Raw genomic sequence first — 16,739 nt, forward strand, 5'->3', positions numbered from 1 at the left:
ACTCGGAAGCTGTGGTTTAGTGAGGCAACCTGATCGTCTGACGTTTCATCAGCGGCCGGGTGCGCCCGACGCCCAGACTACTGCACCACCGCAGGGAACCCTCCGAGAGTACGTATCGGCGATTGGTTCTCGGTTGCGAAGAAGAGGAAGAGGGAATGATCATGCCTGAGGTACTGATCGACCGCCCCGAACTTGAAGGCCTCGGCCAATATGAGTTCGGCTGGCACGACAGCGACACAGCCGGTGAGACCGCCAAGCGTGGTCTGAGTGAGGATGTTGTGCGCAACATCTCCGCTCTCAAGAACGAACCCGAATGGATGCTCGAGCGGCGCCTGAAAGCGCTCCAGATCTTCGGCCGCAAACCGATGCCCACCTGGGGTGCAGATCTGTCGGACATCGACTTCGACAACATCAAGTACTTCGTCCGCTCCACTGAGAAGCAGGCGACCACCTGGGAAGAGCTTCCTGAGGAGATCAAGGAGACGTACGAGCGGCTCGGGATTCCCGAGGCAGAGCGTCAGCGTCTCGTTGCTGGCGTTGCGGCACAGTACGAGTCAGAGGTGGTGTACCACCAGATCCGTGAGGACCTGGAGGAGCAGGGCGTGCTCTTCTTGGACACCGATACCGCGCTTCGCGAGCACCCCGAGATCTTCCAGCAGTATTTCGGCACCGTCATCCCGTCAGGCGACAACAAGTTCGCCGCGCTCAACACGGCGGTCTGGTCCGGCGGTTCCTTCGTCTACGTCCCGAAGGGCGTCCACGTCGAGATCCCGCTGCAGGCCTACTTCCGGATTAACACCGAGAACATGGGCCAGTTCGAGCGAACGCTCATCATCGCTGACGAGGACAGCTACGTCCACTACATCGAGGGCTGCACCGCACCGATCTACAAGTCGGATTCGCTCCACTCGGCCGTCGTCGAGATCATCGTGAAGAAGAACGCTCGCGTGCGCTACACGACGATTCAGAACTGGTCGAACAACGTGTACAACCTCGTCACCAAGCGTGCGATCGCTGAAGAGGGCGCCACCATGGAGTGGGTCGATGGCAACATCGGCTCCAAGGTCACGATGAAGTACCCGTCGATCTACCTGACTGGCGAGCACGCCAAGGGCGAGACGCTCTCCGTCGCCTTCGCAGGCCCCGGTCAGCACCAGGACACTGGTGCGAAGATGATCCACCTCGCGCCGCACACGAAGTCCTCGATCCTCGCCAAGTCGATCGCCCGTGGCGGCGGCCGCAGTGGCTATCGCGGCGAGGTCCGTGTTGAGGCAAACGCCCATCACGCCGCCAACTCAGTGGTGTGTGACGCGCTCCTCGTTGACACGATTTCGCGCTCAGACACCTACCCGGCAATCGATATTCGCACCGATGATGCGACGCTTGCCCACGAGGCGACGGTCACCCGCGTGAGCGAAGAGCAGCTGTTCTATCTCATGAGCCGTGGCCTCTCGGAAGAGGAGTCGATGGCGATGATCGTCCGCGGCTTCATCGAGCCGATCGCTCGCGAACTCCCCATGGAGTACGCGCTTGAACTGAACAAGCTCATCGAGATGAGCATGGAAGGATCCGTCGGTTAACGATGACAACGCTTCAGACTGAACAGCACGGCGCGGAATCTGCGGAGACCGCTCAGCACGGCCTCAAGGCTCACAGTGACGGCGACTGGGCGAACCTGGTTCCGGTACAGACTCGCTCTGATCGCCCGAAATCTGCGAGCATCGCCGATTTTCCCGAGGTTACTGGCCGCGAGGTGAACTGGAAGTACACACCAGTTGCCACAATCAAGTCGCTCATCTCGGGCGATCTCACCGATGGTACCTCGGCCCTCGAAATCTCCGAGGCTCCAGGAGTCGAGGTGTCCTCGGTTCCGATGGACTCTGAACTCGTGGGGCGTGGTGGCCTGCCGGAAGACCAGGCAGCTGCCAACGCGTGGGGCCAGATTGCTACCGCACAGCGAATCTTCCTCACAAGCGAGGAGCGTCAGACGATTGTTGTCAAGCGCACCTCGCTCAGCGAAACGCCTACGGCGGCGCACACGATCATTGAGGCGGCACCGCAGTCAGACACCGTCGTGATCCTCGAGAACACGGGCTCCGCGAACCTCACTGAGACGGTCGAGATCGTCGTTGGGGCGGGTGCAAACCTGAAGGTGGTCTCGATCCAGGAGTGGGACGAGAACGCAATCCATGTTGCGAGCCACAACGCCGTCGTCGCGCGCGACGGCAATCTGCAGCACATTGTGGTTTCCCTCGGCGGCAAAGTCGTGCGCGTGAACCCGTCGATCCATCTTGATGGACCGGGCGCAAACGGTGAGGCGTACGGCGCATACTTCGCGGACGCCGGCCAGCACCTCGAGCACCAGGTCTACATCGACCACAACGCCCCCAACACGCGCAGCCGGGTCGCCTACAAGGGCGCGCTGCAGGGCGAGGGTGCACACGCGGTATGGATCGGCGACGTCCTCATCCGCCGGGTCGCTGCTGGTACCGACAGCTACGAGGAGAACCGCAACCTGACCCTCACCGAGGGCACACGTGCAGACTCGATCCCAAACCTCGAAATTGAAACGGGTGACATTGCTGGTGCGGGGCACGCCTCCACCACTGGCCGCTTTGACGAAGAGCACATCTTCTATCTGCAGAGCCGCGGCATCTCTGAGGATGAGGCGCGCAAGCTTGTCGTGCGCGGCTTCCTCTTCGAGGTCATCCAGCGCATCGGCAACGAGCAGATCGAGGAGCGTCTCCAGACCGCGATTGAAGCTGAGCTGTCGCAGAGCGTGCTTGCCTAATGTCTCGAATGAAGGCGCTCGATCTGAGCGATCTTGTCCAAGACCAGGCGACACGTGTCGTCCTTGACGATGTACCGATGGCAGTTGTGCTCGACAGCGAGGGCAACGTCCACGCTATTGGCGACACCTGCACGCACGGCGAAATCAGCCTCTCCGAGGGCTTCGTTGACGGTGACACGCTGGAGTGCTGGGCCCACGGCTCCGCATTCTCGCTGTGCACCGGCAAGCCGCTCAACCTTCCGGCCTACGAACCGGTACCCGTTTACGTCGTCGAAATCGAAGACGGCGTCGTATACATTGATCCCCACGTTACGAAAGAGATTGCCGTATGACTTCTGTGCTTGAAATCAAGGACCTGCACGTCAGCGTTGAGACTGAGCAGGGGCCCAAGCCCATCCTCAAGGGCGTGAACCTCAGCATCCCCAAGGGCGAGACACACGCGATCATGGGCCCCAACGGCTCGGGCAAGTCGACCCTTGCCTATGCGGTCGCCGGGCACCCTCGCTACGAGATCACGAGCGGCCAGCTGCTGCTCGACGGTGAGGACATCACCGAGATGGGACCGGACGAGCGTGCGCAGGCAGGCTTGTTCCTCGCCATGCAGTACCCGGTGGAGATCCCCGGTGTGACCAACGCCAACTTCCTTCGCACTGCGAAGACCGCGATCGACGGCGAAGCGCCCGCCATCCGCACCTGGATGAAGGACGTTAAAGAAGCTATGGCGAACCTCCGCATGGACGAGTCCTTCGCGGCGCGCAACGTCAACGAGGGTTTCTCGGGCGGCGAGAAGAAGCGCAACGAGATCCTGCAGCTCGAGCTGCTGCGTCCGAAGTTTGCAGTGCTCGATGAGACCGATTCTGGCCTCGACGTCGACGCGCTCAAGATTGTGTCGGAGGGTGTGAACCGCGCCAAGGAGAACACCGGCCTCGGTGTACTCCTGATCACCCACTACACGCGCATCCTGCGCTACATCAAGCCCGACTTCGTGCATGTCTTCGTTGACGGCCGCGTCGCTGAAGAGGGCGGACCCGAGCTCGCGAATCGTCTTGAGGAAGAGGGCTACGACCGTTTCCTCAAGACGGCCTAGGGCGTAGGCTGGTCTTATGAGCGAGGACGCAGTCACCATTCCGCAGTCGATTGACCCGGATTTCCGTGAGCAGTCGCTTGAGGCACTCAAGAACGTCTCGGATCCGGAACTCGGCGTAAACATCGTCGATCTCGGCTTGATTTACGATCTTGCCTTCGACGAGGAGCACGACGCGCTCGTGATCAGCATGACGCTGACGAGCGCGGGCTGCCCGCTCACCGATGTGATCGAGAACGACATCGCTGAGGCGCTTGATGGTCTTGTCACTGCCTTCCGCATCAACTGGGTGTGGATGCCGCCGTGGACGCCTGAGCGAATTACCGATGATGGCCGGGATATGATGAGAGCTTTGGGTTTCTCAATCTAACCCAGCAACACCACGATTCGGCCCGGGGCGCGATTTCTCGCCCCGGGCCGAAGCGCGTACTGAATCTGGTACGCACCGAATACAGAAGAAGGACCCATGATTACCGTCGAGGACCTCGCGATCGATGTCGGCGCCCGCCGCCTCATGTCGGGTGTCACGTTCCGGGTGAACCCGGGCGACAAGATCGGTCTCGTCGGGCGCAACGGCGCTGGCAAGACAACGCTCACCCGCACCCTGTCGGGGGAGTTGCAGCCCGCCGAGGGCAAGATCACCATTTCGGGGGAGCTTGGCTTTCTGCCGCAGGATCCGCGCACCGGGGATCCGGATCAGCTCGCGCGCCATCGCATCCTCGATGCTCGTGGCCTCGGCACGATCACGCAGAACCTCGCGAAGGCGTCGATGGACATGGCGTCCGAGGATCCCGTGGTGGCCGAGAAAGCCATGAAACGCTTCGGCAACCTGACCGATCGGTTCCAGGCACTTGGTGGCTACGCCGCTGAGTCAGAAGCTGCATCGATTTCGAACAACCTCGGGCTGCCGGATCGGATCCTGGATCAGCCGCTTGGCACGCTCTCCGGCGGTCAGCGCCGCCGCATTGAGCTCGCCAGGATCCTGTTCTCCGATGCCGATACGATGATCCTCGATGAGCCGACCAACCACTTGGATGCCGACTCAATCGTCTGGCTGCGCGAGTTCCTGAAGACGTACAAGGGCGGCGTGATCGTGATCAGTCACGATATCGATCTCGTGGGCGAGACAGTGAACCGCGTGTTCTACCTCGACGCCAACCGCCAGGTCATCGACACGTACAACATGACGTGGAAGCTGTACCTGCGCCAGCGCGCGGCCGACGAGGAGCGCCGCCGCAAAGAACGCGCCAACGTCGAAAAGAAGGCTTCCGCACTGCAGCTGCAGGCCGCAAAGTTCGGCGCGAAAGCCTCGAAGGCGGCGTCGGCGCACCAGATGGTGGCGCGAGCCGAGCGAATGCTCTCCAGCCTGGATGATGTGCGCCAGGTCGAGCGGGTCGCGAAGCTCCGCTTCCCGGATCCCTCCCCATGCGGCAAGACCCCGCTCATGGCGACGGGCCTGTCGAAGTCCTACGGTTCGCTGGAGATCTTTGCCGGAGTTGATCTCGCGATCGACCGTGGCTCGAAGGTCGTGATCCTCGGCCTCAACGGTGCTGGCAAGACGACACTGCTCCGGCTGCTCGCGCAGGTGGATGAGGCGGATACCGGCGAGATTATCGCGGGGCACGGGCTCAAAGTCGGCTACTACGCGCAGGAGCACGAGACGCTCGACGTCAAGGCGAGTGTGCTGCAGAACATGGTGTCGGTGTCGCAGCATCTCACCGAGATGGAAGCGCGGCGCGTGCTTGGCTCGTTCCTGTTTACCGGGGACGATGTCCTGAAGCCGGCCGGGGTGCTCTCCGGTGGCGAGAAGACTCGCCTCGCGCTCGCGATGCTCGTGGTGTCCAGCGCGAACGTGCTGTTGCTCGATGAGCCAACCAACAACCTCGATCCCGCGAGCCGCGAGGAGATCCTGGACGCGCTGGCACACTTCACGGGAGCCGTGGTGCTCGTGTCGCACGATCAGGGCGCCGTCGAGGCGCTCAACCCTGAGCGCGTACTGATCATGCCCGAGGCTACTGAGGACCACTGGTCCAAGGACTACCTCGAGCTCATCGAGCTCGCCTAGTACGAGCGTGTCGCGGGTGTAGCACGATCGTGCTACACCCGCGATTCGGTGTGCTGACGGTGCCCAGTTCCCCTTCGCTGTGAACGAGGCGCCGCTGCCATTTACGCGTCGTAGAGCGCGTCTTCGACGTCAGCGTCCGTGGGACCGCGCTTCGTGCGGCGGGCCGCCGCACGGCGATCCTGATCCCGCACCAGCTGACTGTCCGCATTCAAGCTCCGGTACTCACGACGCGCGGCGACCACGACACCGATTCCTGCGATGATGATGAATACGTACCACTGCAGGGCGTACGACAGGTGCGGCCCCTCATCTCGCTCCGGCTCACGGGGGAGTACTCCGTGCTCACCGGCGGGATCCTCCGAAACCAGCATGCCGTAGGCGGCCGTGTACGCCTGCCCGGACGTCCCGGTCAGCTCCGCAAGCTCGGGTACTTCGATACTCGCTACGGTGATCCCCGAGCTCGTGCGCCCGGAGACCACGGGCTCTGAGGCGCGGAGCCGTGCTTCCACGCGCACCTGGCCGGAAGGAGCCTGCGGCAAGTCGGCAAGCCCCACTTCTCCGCTATCAGCGCTTCCACCGTCGACTGGGACCCAGCCGCGATCAATGAAGAAGACATGGCCATCAGTGGTGCGCAGGGCCTGGATCAGATCCGAGCCAACCCCTTCCGGGCCGGGTCGGTTCCGGGCGAGGAACGGATCACCGATGTATTCGCCACTTGCCCAGATCGTCCGCCACTTCTGAGTCGCCTCATCGAACGCGTCAAGCGTGGGCAGTTCCTCAGCCAAGGGGGCGGCAGCTGAACCGTAGTTCGCGTCCAGACGGTCGATCTCGGCGCGCGCTTCAGCCCGCCGGTCGAACTGCCAGTTCCCGAGCAGTACGCAGGCAATCGAGAAGATGAGCAGCATGGTGAAGTACCCAAACCAGCGCCCTGATCGCAAGAAACTCCAGCCCACGGGCCGGCCCACCGGATCGGACGCCACCGAGTTCGGCGTGGGTGGGTGTTCCTGCGTTGTCTGCATGCGTCTCTCACTCATTGGTGGATTGGGTGGGTTCGGGATCCGCGAGCGTTGCAACGGACTCCACTTCGAGTGGGAAGTCGCGCGCTGCGAGGAACTCACGCAGCGTTTCGAGATGTGGCTCACAGGCCAACCAGGTCTTGCGCCGATCCGCGGTGTGGATCTTCGGGTTTCGCCAGCGGATCGCCCACAGCGCTTCATCGCGACAGCCAGCACGAGAACACGAGAACTGATGCTCGGGCGCTCGTCCGAGGGTCACTGTCGGGACCCCGATGCCGCTCACAACTCACCTTTCGCGGCTTCGCCAGAAATCGATCCGGAGCCTGCCTCGTTCACGGACTCGGCGTCGAAACTCTCGCGAGCGCCAGGCTCGGGCGGTGCAGCTGTCGAGCGACGCGTTGGCTCCACATCGATCACAATCAGCTCAGCGCCAGCAGCCGGAGCACCGTCGCCCGTGCGTTCCTCTGCCGCAGTCAGCTGCTGCGGGGCAGGCGCGTCGGGAGCTTCGCCGCTGTTATGGGCTACTGCGTTGCCCACCATCACCGCGAACCAGGGAAGCAGGACGGCACCTGCTGCAACCAGCAAGATCCACCATCCCCGCACCCAGAACAAGGAGACGACGCACAGCACGCGCAGAGCCATTGCGAAGAAATACATTCGCATTCGGTGCGCTCGATCGTCGGCGGGGCTCACCCCTGCCGACGTCACACTGTAGCTCTTGGCCATGCGCTCCTTCTCAGTACCCCTCCACCCTACTTCGTCCGCCTGAGGCGCAGCTCATTTCGAGCACTCCGCGCGCCACCAGACCGCGTCCAGTGCGCTCCCGTAGGGTAGAACGACTGTCTGGATGGAAGGATCCCCATGAGCACCCCCCGCACCGTATTGGTCACCGGCGGCAACCGCGGCATCGGCTACGCCATTGCTGAGCGCATGATTGCCGACGGCCACCGCGTCGCCGTCACCTCCCGCTCTGGTGCGGGCCCCGCAGGCTCGCTCACCGTCCGCGCCGAGATGACCGATTCCGCGTCGATCGACGCGGCGTTCACCGAGGTCGAGGCGCAGCTTGGGCCGGTAGAGGTCGTCGTCGCAAATGCTGGTATCACGAAGGACACCCTCCTGCTGCGCATGACGGAGGAGGAATTCACGAGTGTCGTCGACACGAATCTGACCGGAACCTTCCGCGTCGTCAAGCGCGCTGCAAAAGGACTCCTGAAGGGGCGCTTTGGCCGGGTGATCCTGCTGTCCAGCGTGGTGGGACTCTACGGCTCACCCGGACAGATCAATTATTCCTCCTCGAAGGCAGCACTCGTCGGCTTCGCCCGCTCGCTCACGCGTGAACTGGGATCCCGCGGGATCACCGCCAATGTGATCGCACCGGGCTTTATCGAGACTGACATGACCGCCGAGCTCTCTGACGCTCAGCAGAAGCAGTATCTCGCCACAATTCCAGCCGCGCGATACGGCCAGGTAGCGGAGATCGCGGGCGTTGCTTCGTTCCTCGCGGGTGATGAGGCTGGCTACATTTCGGGCGCCGTGATCCCCGTCGATGGCGGCCTGGGTATGGGCCACTAATTCCGGCGGCCCTCTACAGTCGCGGGCGCGACACGCGTAGCCTGAGGGTATGAACACTCACGAGCACCCCAGGACCCCTACCCGTGTGGCGGTTGACGCGCAGGCGCTAGCAGAGTTGTACTCAGCGCCAGAGATTCTCCGCGTTGTGAATGTGTGGGACGCCGCGAGCGCCCGCGTGATCTCGGAGCTCCCCGGCTCCTCGGCGATCGCGACCGCAGGTCACGGCATTGCGGCGAGCTTTGGGTACCCAGACGGAGAGAAGATCCCGCTCGAGCTCATGCTCAGCGCAATCGAACGAATCGTGGGCGCAGCCGAGCACCTTCCGGTGACCGCGGATCTGGACGGCGGGTACGGCAATGCCGACGAGACGGTGCGCCGCGCGATCGGGGTCGGCGTCTCTGGGGCGAACATCGAGGATCGAATGCGCCCATTTGAGGAGTCAGTCGCCATCATGCGCGCCGCCGTGGAGGCGGGCGCGCAGGAAGAGGTTTCGTTCGTGCTGAACGCGCGCACCGATGCCTTGATCGCAGACCGCAAGCGCCCGCGCGAAGAGGCGCTCGCAGAAGCGATCACACGGGGACGCGCCTACCTTGATGCTGGTGCGACCTGCGTGTTCGTGCCAGGAGTGCTCACCGCTGAGGATACGCGGACCCTCGTGGCGGGCATCGGCGAACAGCGAATCAGCGTGATCGGACTGCCTGGCGCTCTGACAGCCGCCGAGTATGAGGCGCTCGGCGTTGCCCGCATCTCATACGGGCCCATGCCGCAAAACGTTGCTCTCACCGCGCTCAAGCGACTGGGGGAGTCGCTGCACGGCGACGGTGTGATCCCTTCAGAGACGGAACAGCTGAACAACTTCTAGTGTCGCGGCGGGAGTGGCACGGTATCCGCGAGAGTCGCTCCCGCGCTCGGCTCACACTAGGCAGTGAGGCGATCCAGCAGGGGAATGGCGTGCGCGAGGTCAGATTCGATCGACACATCGGCACGCTCACGCACCACGGGCTTCCCATCGAAGGACACCCCGATAGCGGCGACGGCCATCATGTCAAGATCGTTCGCGCCATCCCCGATCGCGACAGTCGCTGAGAGTGGTATGCCTGCCTGGGCAGCCCACTCGCGCAGCGCAGCCGCTTTGGCGGCTGCGTCCACGATGGGTCCGACTGTGCGCCCGGTGAGTTTCCCGTCGAGCACTTCGAGACGGTTTGCGCGCCAGAAGTCGAGCCCCAGATCGGCTGCGATCGGATCCAGCACCTCGTGGAAGCCGCCCGAGACAACGCCCACTTTTCCGCCCCTGGCATGCACGGCCGCAACGAGCTCGCGAATCCCAGGCGTCAATCGCACGCGTGCATACGCGTCAGCAAACGCCGAATCTGGGGTGCCAGAGAGGGTCGCCACCCGCTCGCTCAGGCTCGCTGAGAAATCGAGGTCACCCCGCATCGCACGCTCAGTGACCGCTGCGACCTCGGCTCTGGTGCCGGCAACTTCGGCGAGGAGCTCGATCACCTCGTCCTGAATGGTCGTGGAATCACAATCGAGCACAACAAGGGGAGCGACGGTCATGGTTTCCAGTCTAGGCATAGCAGGCGTGCATCACGTCGCTGGTGCCTGTAACACTGCAGCATGGCAGTCGCGTGGCGCGCCGTGATCGCGCTCACGGCGGTACTCGTTAGGCTGTGAGCCATGGTCAATGTCCTGCGCCTCACCGATGTGTCCTATGTGCGTGACCGCCGGCCGATCCTTGACGGGATCAACTGGTCGGTCGATGATACGGAACGGTGGGTGATCCTCGGCCCAAACGGCGCCGGAAAATCAACACTGCTCAAGCTCGCGACTTCAACGGACCACCCCACCAGCGGCACCGTCGAAGTGCTCGACGAACAGCTCGGCAAGATCGATGTGTTCGAACTGCGCAACCGGATCGGCTTTGTATCCTCCGCCACGGGGCGACGCATTCCCGCGGGCGAAACGGTACGCGACCTCGTGCTCACCGCTGCCTACTCCGTCGAGGGGCGGTGGAACGAAGTGTATGAGGACATTGACGTACGCCAGGCCGAGCGCATCCTGGCCGAGTGGGATCTTGACGGTTTCGCCGACCGCACCTTCAGCACCTTGAGCGACGGAGAGCGCAAGCGCGCACTGATTGCGCGTGCGGTCATGACGGATCCAGAGATGCTGCTGCTCGATGAGCCGAGCGCGAGTCTCGATCTGGGCGCACGTGAACGCCTCCTGCAGATGCTCTCCGGATTCGCAGAGTCGCCTGCATCGCCCGCGATGGTCATGGTGACGCACCACGTCGAGGAAGTGCCGCCAGGGTTTACCCACGTGCTCATGCTGCGCGAGGGCCAAATTCAGGCTGCTGGTCCAATCAGCGACACGCTGACGGCAGAGAATCTTGAGGCAACGTTCGGAATGCCGTTTGATCTCACCGTGACCGCAGGCAGATTTGCCGCTGTGGCGCGCCCCTAACGTTTCAATCACGTACTCACCGGCAAGGTCTGCTAAAGTTGATCCTTGGCGCGGTAGTTCCGCAAGGCTTCGATGCGCTTGACGCATCATCATCACGCGAAAATAAGGACACTCATGAAGACCGACATCCACCCCGAGTACAACGCAATCGTGTTCCGCGACCTGGCGTCGGGGGAGACGTTCCTCACTCGCTCCACGCTGACCAGCGAGAAGACCATCGAGCTTGAGGGCGTTACCTACCCCGTTCTCGACGTCGAGATCTCCAGCGCTTCGCACCCGTTCTACACGGGCAAGCAGCGCATCATGGACTCCGCCGGTCGCGTCGAGAAGTTCAACCAGCGCTTCAAGGGCTTCGGCGCTTAAGCACTGCGGTTCGCAAACGGGCGGCGAGGATCTTCGGATCCTCGCCGCCCGTTTGCTGTACCAGCGAAGTTGCGGATCGACGGGTCAGCACGGCCGCTACCGCGCTGACTCGCTGACCCGCATCACTCACGTACGGGCCAGCGCCCATCAGCCACGAAAGCTGGATCGCGCGCCTTCCGCATATATTCCTGGAAGCTCGCGGCCTGCTGCGCAGCCCAGGCAACCTGGGAACGGTGCAGTTCGTCGAGCTCACCCGGGATCACGTCTGCGTATTTGCGGGCAATCACCTGCAACACCCGGCCTGCCGCGATCGCATCGTCGCCCGCGTCGTGCGCATTCCCAATCTCGACGCCGTGGTGTGCAGACACAGCCTCAAGCGTGCGCTTCCCCTTGCGGTAGCGATCGAACTGCTTGTCGAGAATCAGCGGATCGATGATGGGCGCGAGATCACCCGGGAGGGGCACACGGTAGCGGGCAGCCTCTGCGACGAGCAGAGACAGATCGTAGGGTGCGTTGTAGGCGACCACGGGGAACCCGCGCTCGATCATCTCCAGAAGCTGGGTCGCGATCTGCTGCACGCCGACGGCGGCGTCTATTCCACTTGCCCGGGCAATCTCAGTGCTGATCCCGTGCACCCGCATCGCGGCTTCGGGAATCTCTACGCCGGGGTCCAAGAGCCAGTCGTAGCGTTCCACGACATCGCCTGCCGGCCCCAGCAGCGCGATCGTTGCGCTGACGATGCGTGCCTCATTCGTATCAATCCCGGTCGTTTCGGTATCGAACACGGCGAGGTTTGCGGCCCAGAGGGGGAGTTGAGCGGTCACGGCGCTCCTTTCGTTTCCCTTGATCGTACCGACCCGGAGCGGCTCGCGCGGGACCGTGCGCCTCGGGCGCTTGCCAGCCCCCGCCGGTAAGATCGCTCTGTGAGCTACGTCCCCACTTCCTTTTCAGTCGCGACGCTCGGTGCAGACACCCGTGCGTGGCACTACGGCGCGCAAGACGGACCGACGCTCGTGCTGGTGCACGGATTCCGCGGGGACCACCATGGGCTTGAGGGCATTGCACGAGATCTCGTGGTCGCGGCCCCAGAACTGCGCGTGATCGTGCCGGATCTGCCAGGATTTGGTGAGTCTCCTGCGCTCCCAGGGAGGAACCACGACCTCGCCATGTACGGCGAGTGGCTGCGCGCATTCACGTCCAGTGTCGCACCGGATGGCTTCGCGATTTTGGGCCATTCCTTCGGTTCATTGGTGGTGGCGTCCTCACTCGCTGGTGGCCTCAATCCGGCACGCACAATTCTCATCAACCCCATCTCGGCCCCCGCTCTCGAGGGACCACAGGCCCTCATGACGCAGCTTGCCATCGCGTACTATCGCACCGCGGATCTGCTGCCCGAGCGCGCCGCACGTGGCCTACTCAGCAACCCGCTCATTGTGCGGGTGATGAGCGAGGTCATGGCAAAAACACGCGACCGAGAGCTGCGTGCCTGGATCCATGCCCAGCATTCCAGCTACTTCAGCTCCTTTTCTGATCCGTCAACACTGTTGCAGGCATTCCGTGCCTCGGTTTCGCACACCGTGCCCGAGTTTGCCGCGGCGTTCACTGCACCAACGCTGCTGATCGCCGGAGATCGCGACGACATTACCCCGCTTGCCAAGCAGCTCGAGCTCCAGCGCAGGATCCCGGAGTCCCGGCTCCGGATCCTGCCGGGAACAGGTCACCTTGTCCACTACGAGGCCGTGGCTGACGCCGTAGCCGAGATCGCCCAGTTTTTGCGCACAGATTCATCCAGTGCCGCGACGTCCATCACGCCACCTGCTGCAGCCGAATCAGCCAAGGAGAACTCCGCGTGAAGCTGATTCGGATCGACGACATCGCCTCGCCGGAGCTCTCCGATTACACGCAGTTGACGGATGTCGCGATGCGACGGGTGCGCGAGCCTGCTGAAGGCCTCTATCTCGCAGAGTCGCCGAAGGTGATCGAACGCGCGTTGCGCGTCGGCCACCGGCCGCGTTCGTTGCTCATGGTGGAAGAGTGGCTGCCGCGAGTCGAGCCGTTGCTCGCCGATTTTCCTGAGGTACCCGTCTACATCGGCAAGCCCGAGCAGTTGGAACAGCTCACCGGCTTCAATATGCACCGCGGCGCAATGGCCTCGATGCACCGCCCCACTCCGCTCGACCCCGCGGAGCTGCTGCGCTCATCGAAGCGCGTCGTCGTGCTCGAAGACCTGGCGGATCACACAAACGTTGGAGCCGTATTTCGCTCGATCGCGGCGCTCGGAGCCGATGCGGTCCTGCTCACCCCAGGCTGTGCGGACCCGCTCTACCGTCGTGCTGTGCGAGTGAGCATGGGCGCAGTGCTGCAGGTGCCCTGGGCTCGCTTGCCCGATTGGCGTGAGGCCGGCCCCCTCTTTCGGGAGACCGGGTTCGAGCTCACTGCGTTCGCGCTGCGTGATGACGCAGAGGACCTCGCAGACTTCGTCGAGGACATTCCGGAGCGTCTCGCGCTCATGTTTGGCACCGAGGGCCCCGGCCTCACTCGCCGCGCGCTGGCCTCAGCCTCGCGCACCGTACTGATTCCGATGGAGCACGGCGTCGACTCGCTCAACGTTGCCACCGCGGCGGCGCTCGCGATGTGGGCGGTGCGCACCGGAGACAGGCGGGGGAGCCGAGCTTCGGTGACTGACCCCGCTGGTGCGCCGCTGGTGGCGAACGCACCAGCGGCTGCCCTGGGAGCCAGACGGTGAACGGGATCGCAGCCGGGGGCCGCCGCCGCGCGTTATGGTTCACGATCTTTTGGCTTGGTGTGGGCATCGCCTCATTCGTACTCGGTGTGCAGAACCCGATCGGGCAGCGCGCAGAGGACATTCTGCTGGACGCGGCGGAGTTCACCACGAACCCTCCGGCGCCGCTGAACCTGGTGTCAATCCCTTCGATCGCGATTGCACTGCTCCTGCTCGGCGTACTCGCCCTCTTCGCGCACGGGATCCAGCGAGCGCTCGTCGTCACGCTGCTCCCTGCCGCCGCGATCGCAACGTCCCAGCTTCTCAAACTGCATGTGCTGACACGGCCAGAGCTCTTCGAACTAGACGCGCCCAACACCTTCCCGAGTGGCCATATGACCGTGTTCACGGCCCTCACTGCCGCGCTGATCTGGGCGGTGCCCGCGCAGATTCGAGCGTTTGTGGCGCTCGCGGGTGCAGGACTCCTCGGGGCCGTCGGGTGGCAGCTTTTGGCCTATGGGTGGCACCGGCCGAGCGACGTGCTGGGCGCGCTCGCCCTGGGCGTCATAGCGTTTGCCCTCGCGGGCTTGATCCGTCCGGCGCGCACACGAGGCACGGTGACACTCGGTGCCACGATCTCGATCGGCCTCGTGTTGCTCGGGTGGATCATGGTGGCCGCGGCTCTCACACTCGCCGCGATTGCGGGGGTGAGCGGCAACGCGGACCTCATGCTCAGTGCGGGAGAATTCGGAGGAGTCGGCGCGAGCGCGCTCGCCGCTCGGGCGCTGCTGCTCCTCAGCGTCGGGCGCGACTAACGTAGCCACGAGCAGCGGGGCCCATACCCCTCTGCGATGCCGTGATTCCCTCACGCGGCTAAGCGATGCCGAGCGCGGGCAGAGGGCTGCAACTACGCCGCCCCAAGTTCACCCGTCAGCCTCGCGTGCAGCGTCGCCGTGTGCGCGTTCATTCCGAGCAGCTCGACACGCTTGCCGTGCTGCACATACTTCTGCACGATTGCATCGAGCTCCGCCACAGTCGACGCGTCCCAGATGTGAGACTGGCTCAGGTCGAGCACCACTCGTTCGGGATCCGCAGCAAACTCGAAGTTCGCCGCGAGATCGGATACTGAGGCGAAGAACAACTCGCCCTGCACCGTGTACCGTGCATGTGCGGCACCATCACGGTCAATAATGCGTCGCTCGACCGCAGCGAGCTTGGACACGCGGCGCACGAACAGCACCGAGGCGGCGCACACGCCCACGACAACACCAATCGCGAGGTTGTGTGTCGCGACGACAACTGCCACTGTGATCACCATCACCGCGGTCTCACTCCACGGCATACGCCGGAGAGTGCTGGGCCGGATCGAATGCCAGTCAAACGTAGTGATGCACACCATAATCATGACTCCGACCAACGCGGCCATCGGGATCATGGCGACGAGGTCACCCAGCACCAGGATCAGTACCAGCAGGAACGCGCCCGCAAGGAACGTGGAGATCCGAGTGCGCGCGCCAGATACCTTCACGTTTACCATGGTCTGACCGATCATGGCGCAGCCGCCCATACCGCCGCAGAAGCCCGACACGATGTTGGCGATGCCTTGCCCCCAGCTCTCGCGCTGTGTATTCGAGTGAGTGTCGGTGATATCGTCGACAAGTTTCGCTGTCATCAGGGATTCTAGGAGGCCGACGAGCGCCATAGCGAGCGCATAGGGTGCGATGATTGCGAATGTTTCCCAGGTCAGGGGCACATTCGGCACGAAGAGCTCCGGCAAGCTGCGGGGGAGTTCGCCCTGATCACCCACAGTCGGGACAGTGATCGCAAAAACGAACACCAGCGCAGTGACAAGCACGATGGACACCAGGGGAGCAGGAACGACTTTCGTGATCCGCGGCATGAGCCACAGCACCAGCAGTCCGATCGCGAGCAAGGGATACACGAGCCACGGAACGCCAATGAGGTGGGGGAGCTGCGATATGAACACCAGAATCGCGAGCGCGTTGACGAACCCCACCATCACACTTCGCGGAATAAACCGCGTGAGTTTTGCCACGCCGAGGAGCGCACACACGATTTGGAACACGCCGGCAAGCAGCACCGTCGCGATGAAGTAATCCATGCCGTGCTCACGAGCCACGGGAGCGATGACCAGGGCAACCGCGCCGGTCGCTGCGGAAATCATGGCCGGGCGCCCGCCAACGAACGCAATGGTTACCGCCATCACGAACGATGAAAACAGGCCGACTTTCGGATCGACGCCGGCAATAATCGAGAATGAGATTGCTTCTGGGATCAGCGCCACAGCGACGACCAAACCTGCCAGCACCTCGCGCGTCATGAGCCGCGGACTGCGCAGCGCGGTGAGCACCGAGTGATCAGTGGGCGCGTGCGAACGTACATCCGCGCTGGGTGCGGCCAGAGCCATAGATTCTCTCCGTCTGTAGGTGCAGGACAGACCAACCCTAGTGCCAGTGCGCCGGGCGCTGTGACACCGGAACGTTCCACCGAGCCTCGCCACATAGAACCCGATGCTTCACTCGCCCCACTCGTTGATAATCTATATTATGTCAGTTCGTTGTTCTCGGGACCGCGTCAGCACTTGGATCTTGGCGCCGCCCAGCCCCTGCGTCCCGTCCGCGCCCGTCCCCTTTCCGCAG

At 63.4% G+C, this 16,739-nt stretch carries 19 protein-coding genes; 13 read left to right on the top strand and 6 right to left on the bottom strand.

Features of this window, described 5'->3' with window-relative positions:
- The first annotated feature begins 161 nt into the window (after positions 1-161).
- From sufB to K1X41_RS01795, 6 genes are all read left to right on the top strand, one after another.
- A complete protein-coding gene (gene sufB, locus K1X41_RS01770) occupies positions 162-1,580 on the top strand; it encodes a Fe-S cluster assembly protein SufB (protein WP_132203409.1) in 1,419 nt (472 codons plus the stop codon).
- 2 nt (positions 1,581-1,582) lie between these two features.
- Complete coding sequence (gene sufD / locus K1X41_RS01775) at positions 1,583-2,791, top strand: Fe-S cluster assembly protein SufD (RefSeq protein ID WP_220175180.1); 1,209 nt, start codon at positions 1,583-1,585, stop codon at positions 2,789-2,791.
- On the top strand, positions 2,791-3,123 hold the full coding sequence (locus tag K1X41_RS01780) for a non-heme iron oxygenase ferredoxin subunit (protein WP_132203413.1): 333 nt from the start codon (positions 2,791-2,793) through the stop codon (positions 3,121-3,123). The genes sufD and K1X41_RS01780 overlap by 1 nt, the downstream gene beginning before the upstream one ends.
- Positions 3,120-3,878, top strand: coding sequence for a Fe-S cluster assembly ATPase SufC (gene sufC, locus K1X41_RS01785; RefSeq protein ID WP_132203415.1), 759 nt, complete (start codon positions 3,120-3,122; stop codon positions 3,876-3,878). Before K1X41_RS01780 ends, sufC begins: the two co-directional genes overlap by 4 nt.
- Before the next feature lie 16 nt (positions 3,879-3,894).
- Positions 3,895-4,245 carry a metal-sulfur cluster assembly factor gene (locus tag K1X41_RS01790; RefSeq protein ID WP_243642828.1) on the top strand — a complete coding sequence of 117 codons (351 nt, stop codon included), beginning with the start codon at positions 3,895-3,897 and terminating at the stop codon, positions 4,243-4,245.
- 96 nt (positions 4,246-4,341) lie between these two features.
- Positions 4,342-5,940: an ABC-F family ATP-binding cassette domain-containing protein gene (locus K1X41_RS01795; protein ID WP_132203417.1), complete on the top strand. Its 1,599-nt coding sequence runs from the start codon at positions 4,342-4,344 to the stop codon at positions 5,938-5,940.
- Positions 5,941-6,041: 101 nt separating this feature from the next.
- Here the strand turns inward: K1X41_RS01795 and K1X41_RS01800 are convergent, their stop codons facing one another.
- Genes K1X41_RS01800 through K1X41_RS01810 form a run of 3 tightly spaced genes read right to left on the bottom strand, consistent with a single transcriptional unit; the run spans position 6,042 to position 7,682 of the window.
- Entirely contained in the window at positions 6,042-6,959 is a 918-nt protein-coding gene (locus K1X41_RS01800; RefSeq protein WP_132204069.1) for an SURF1 family cytochrome oxidase biogenesis protein, read from the bottom strand.
- 7 nt (positions 6,960-6,966) lie between these two features.
- Positions 6,967-7,239, bottom strand: coding sequence for a hypothetical protein (locus K1X41_RS01805; RefSeq protein WP_207907391.1), 273 nt, complete (start codon positions 7,237-7,239; stop codon positions 6,967-6,969).
- A complete protein-coding gene (locus K1X41_RS01810; RefSeq protein ID WP_220175181.1) occupies positions 7,236-7,682 on the bottom strand; it encodes a DUF3099 domain-containing protein in 447 nt (148 codons plus the stop codon). The genes K1X41_RS01805 and K1X41_RS01810 overlap by 4 nt, the downstream gene beginning before the upstream one ends.
- A 135-nt stretch (positions 7,683-7,817) precedes the next feature.
- On the opposite strand from K1X41_RS01810, the gene fabG reads away from it, so the two are divergent.
- Both fabG and K1X41_RS01820 read left to right on the top strand, forming a co-directional pair.
- Positions 7,818-8,528, top strand: a complete 711-nt coding sequence (gene fabG / locus K1X41_RS01815) for a 3-oxoacyl-ACP reductase FabG (RefSeq protein WP_133616690.1) — start codon at positions 7,818-7,820, stop codon at positions 8,526-8,528.
- 49 nt (positions 8,529-8,577) lie between these two features.
- A complete protein-coding gene (locus K1X41_RS01820) occupies positions 8,578-9,390 on the top strand; it encodes an isocitrate lyase/PEP mutase family protein (RefSeq protein ID WP_220175182.1) in 813 nt (270 codons plus the stop codon).
- Positions 9,391-9,446: 56 nt separating this feature from the next.
- Here the strand turns inward: K1X41_RS01820 and serB are convergent, their stop codons facing one another.
- Entirely contained in the window at positions 9,447-10,088 is a 642-nt protein-coding gene (gene serB, locus K1X41_RS01825; protein ID WP_220175183.1) for a phosphoserine phosphatase SerB, read from the bottom strand.
- 120 nt (positions 10,089-10,208) lie between these two features.
- Here serB and K1X41_RS01830 point away from each other — a divergent pair, with 120 nt between their 5' ends.
- Both K1X41_RS01830 and K1X41_RS01835 read left to right on the top strand, forming a co-directional pair.
- Complete coding sequence (locus tag K1X41_RS01830) at positions 10,209-10,994, top strand: ABC transporter ATP-binding protein (protein ID WP_220175184.1); 786 nt, start codon at positions 10,209-10,211, stop codon at positions 10,992-10,994.
- Positions 10,995-11,108: 114 nt separating this feature from the next.
- The gene (locus K1X41_RS01835; RefSeq protein WP_132203429.1) at positions 11,109-11,357 is read left to right on the top strand and encodes a type B 50S ribosomal protein L31; all 249 of its coding nucleotides are present in this window, start codon (positions 11,109-11,111) and stop codon (positions 11,355-11,357) included.
- A 122-nt stretch (positions 11,358-11,479) separates the two neighbouring features.
- Here K1X41_RS01835 and K1X41_RS01840 read toward each other — a convergent pair whose 3' ends face one another.
- Positions 11,480-12,181, bottom strand: a complete 702-nt coding sequence (locus K1X41_RS01840) for an exonuclease domain-containing protein (protein ID WP_133616694.1) — start codon at positions 12,179-12,181, stop codon at positions 11,480-11,482.
- Between the two features lie 99 nt (positions 12,182-12,280).
- Here K1X41_RS01840 and K1X41_RS01845 point away from each other — a divergent pair, with 99 nt between their 5' ends.
- Genes K1X41_RS01845 through K1X41_RS01855 form a run of 3 tightly spaced genes read left to right on the top strand, consistent with a single transcriptional unit; the run spans position 12,281 to position 14,894 of the window.
- Positions 12,281-13,210 carry an alpha/beta fold hydrolase gene (locus tag K1X41_RS01845; RefSeq protein ID WP_220175185.1) on the top strand — a complete coding sequence of 310 codons (930 nt, stop codon included), beginning with the start codon at positions 12,281-12,283 and terminating at the stop codon, positions 13,208-13,210.
- Positions 13,207-14,103, top strand: coding sequence for a TrmH family RNA methyltransferase (locus K1X41_RS01850; RefSeq protein ID WP_220175186.1), 897 nt, complete (start codon positions 13,207-13,209; stop codon positions 14,101-14,103). The genes K1X41_RS01845 and K1X41_RS01850 overlap by 4 nt, the downstream gene beginning before the upstream one ends.
- Positions 14,100-14,894, top strand: coding sequence for a phosphatase PAP2 family protein (locus K1X41_RS01855; protein ID WP_132203437.1), 795 nt, complete (start codon positions 14,100-14,102; stop codon positions 14,892-14,894). The genes K1X41_RS01850 and K1X41_RS01855 overlap by 4 nt, the downstream gene beginning before the upstream one ends.
- Positions 14,895-14,986: 92 nt before the next feature.
- Here the strand turns inward: K1X41_RS01855 and K1X41_RS01860 are convergent, their stop codons facing one another.
- A complete protein-coding gene (locus K1X41_RS01860) occupies positions 14,987-16,507 on the bottom strand; it encodes a SulP family inorganic anion transporter (RefSeq protein ID WP_132203439.1) in 1,521 nt (506 codons plus the stop codon).
- Positions 16,508-16,739 lie beyond the last annotated feature (232 nt).

The organism is Leucobacter luti, from assembly GCF_019464495.1.
GTDB lineage: Bacteria > Actinomycetota > Actinomycetes > Actinomycetales > Microbacteriaceae > Leucobacter > Leucobacter luti_A.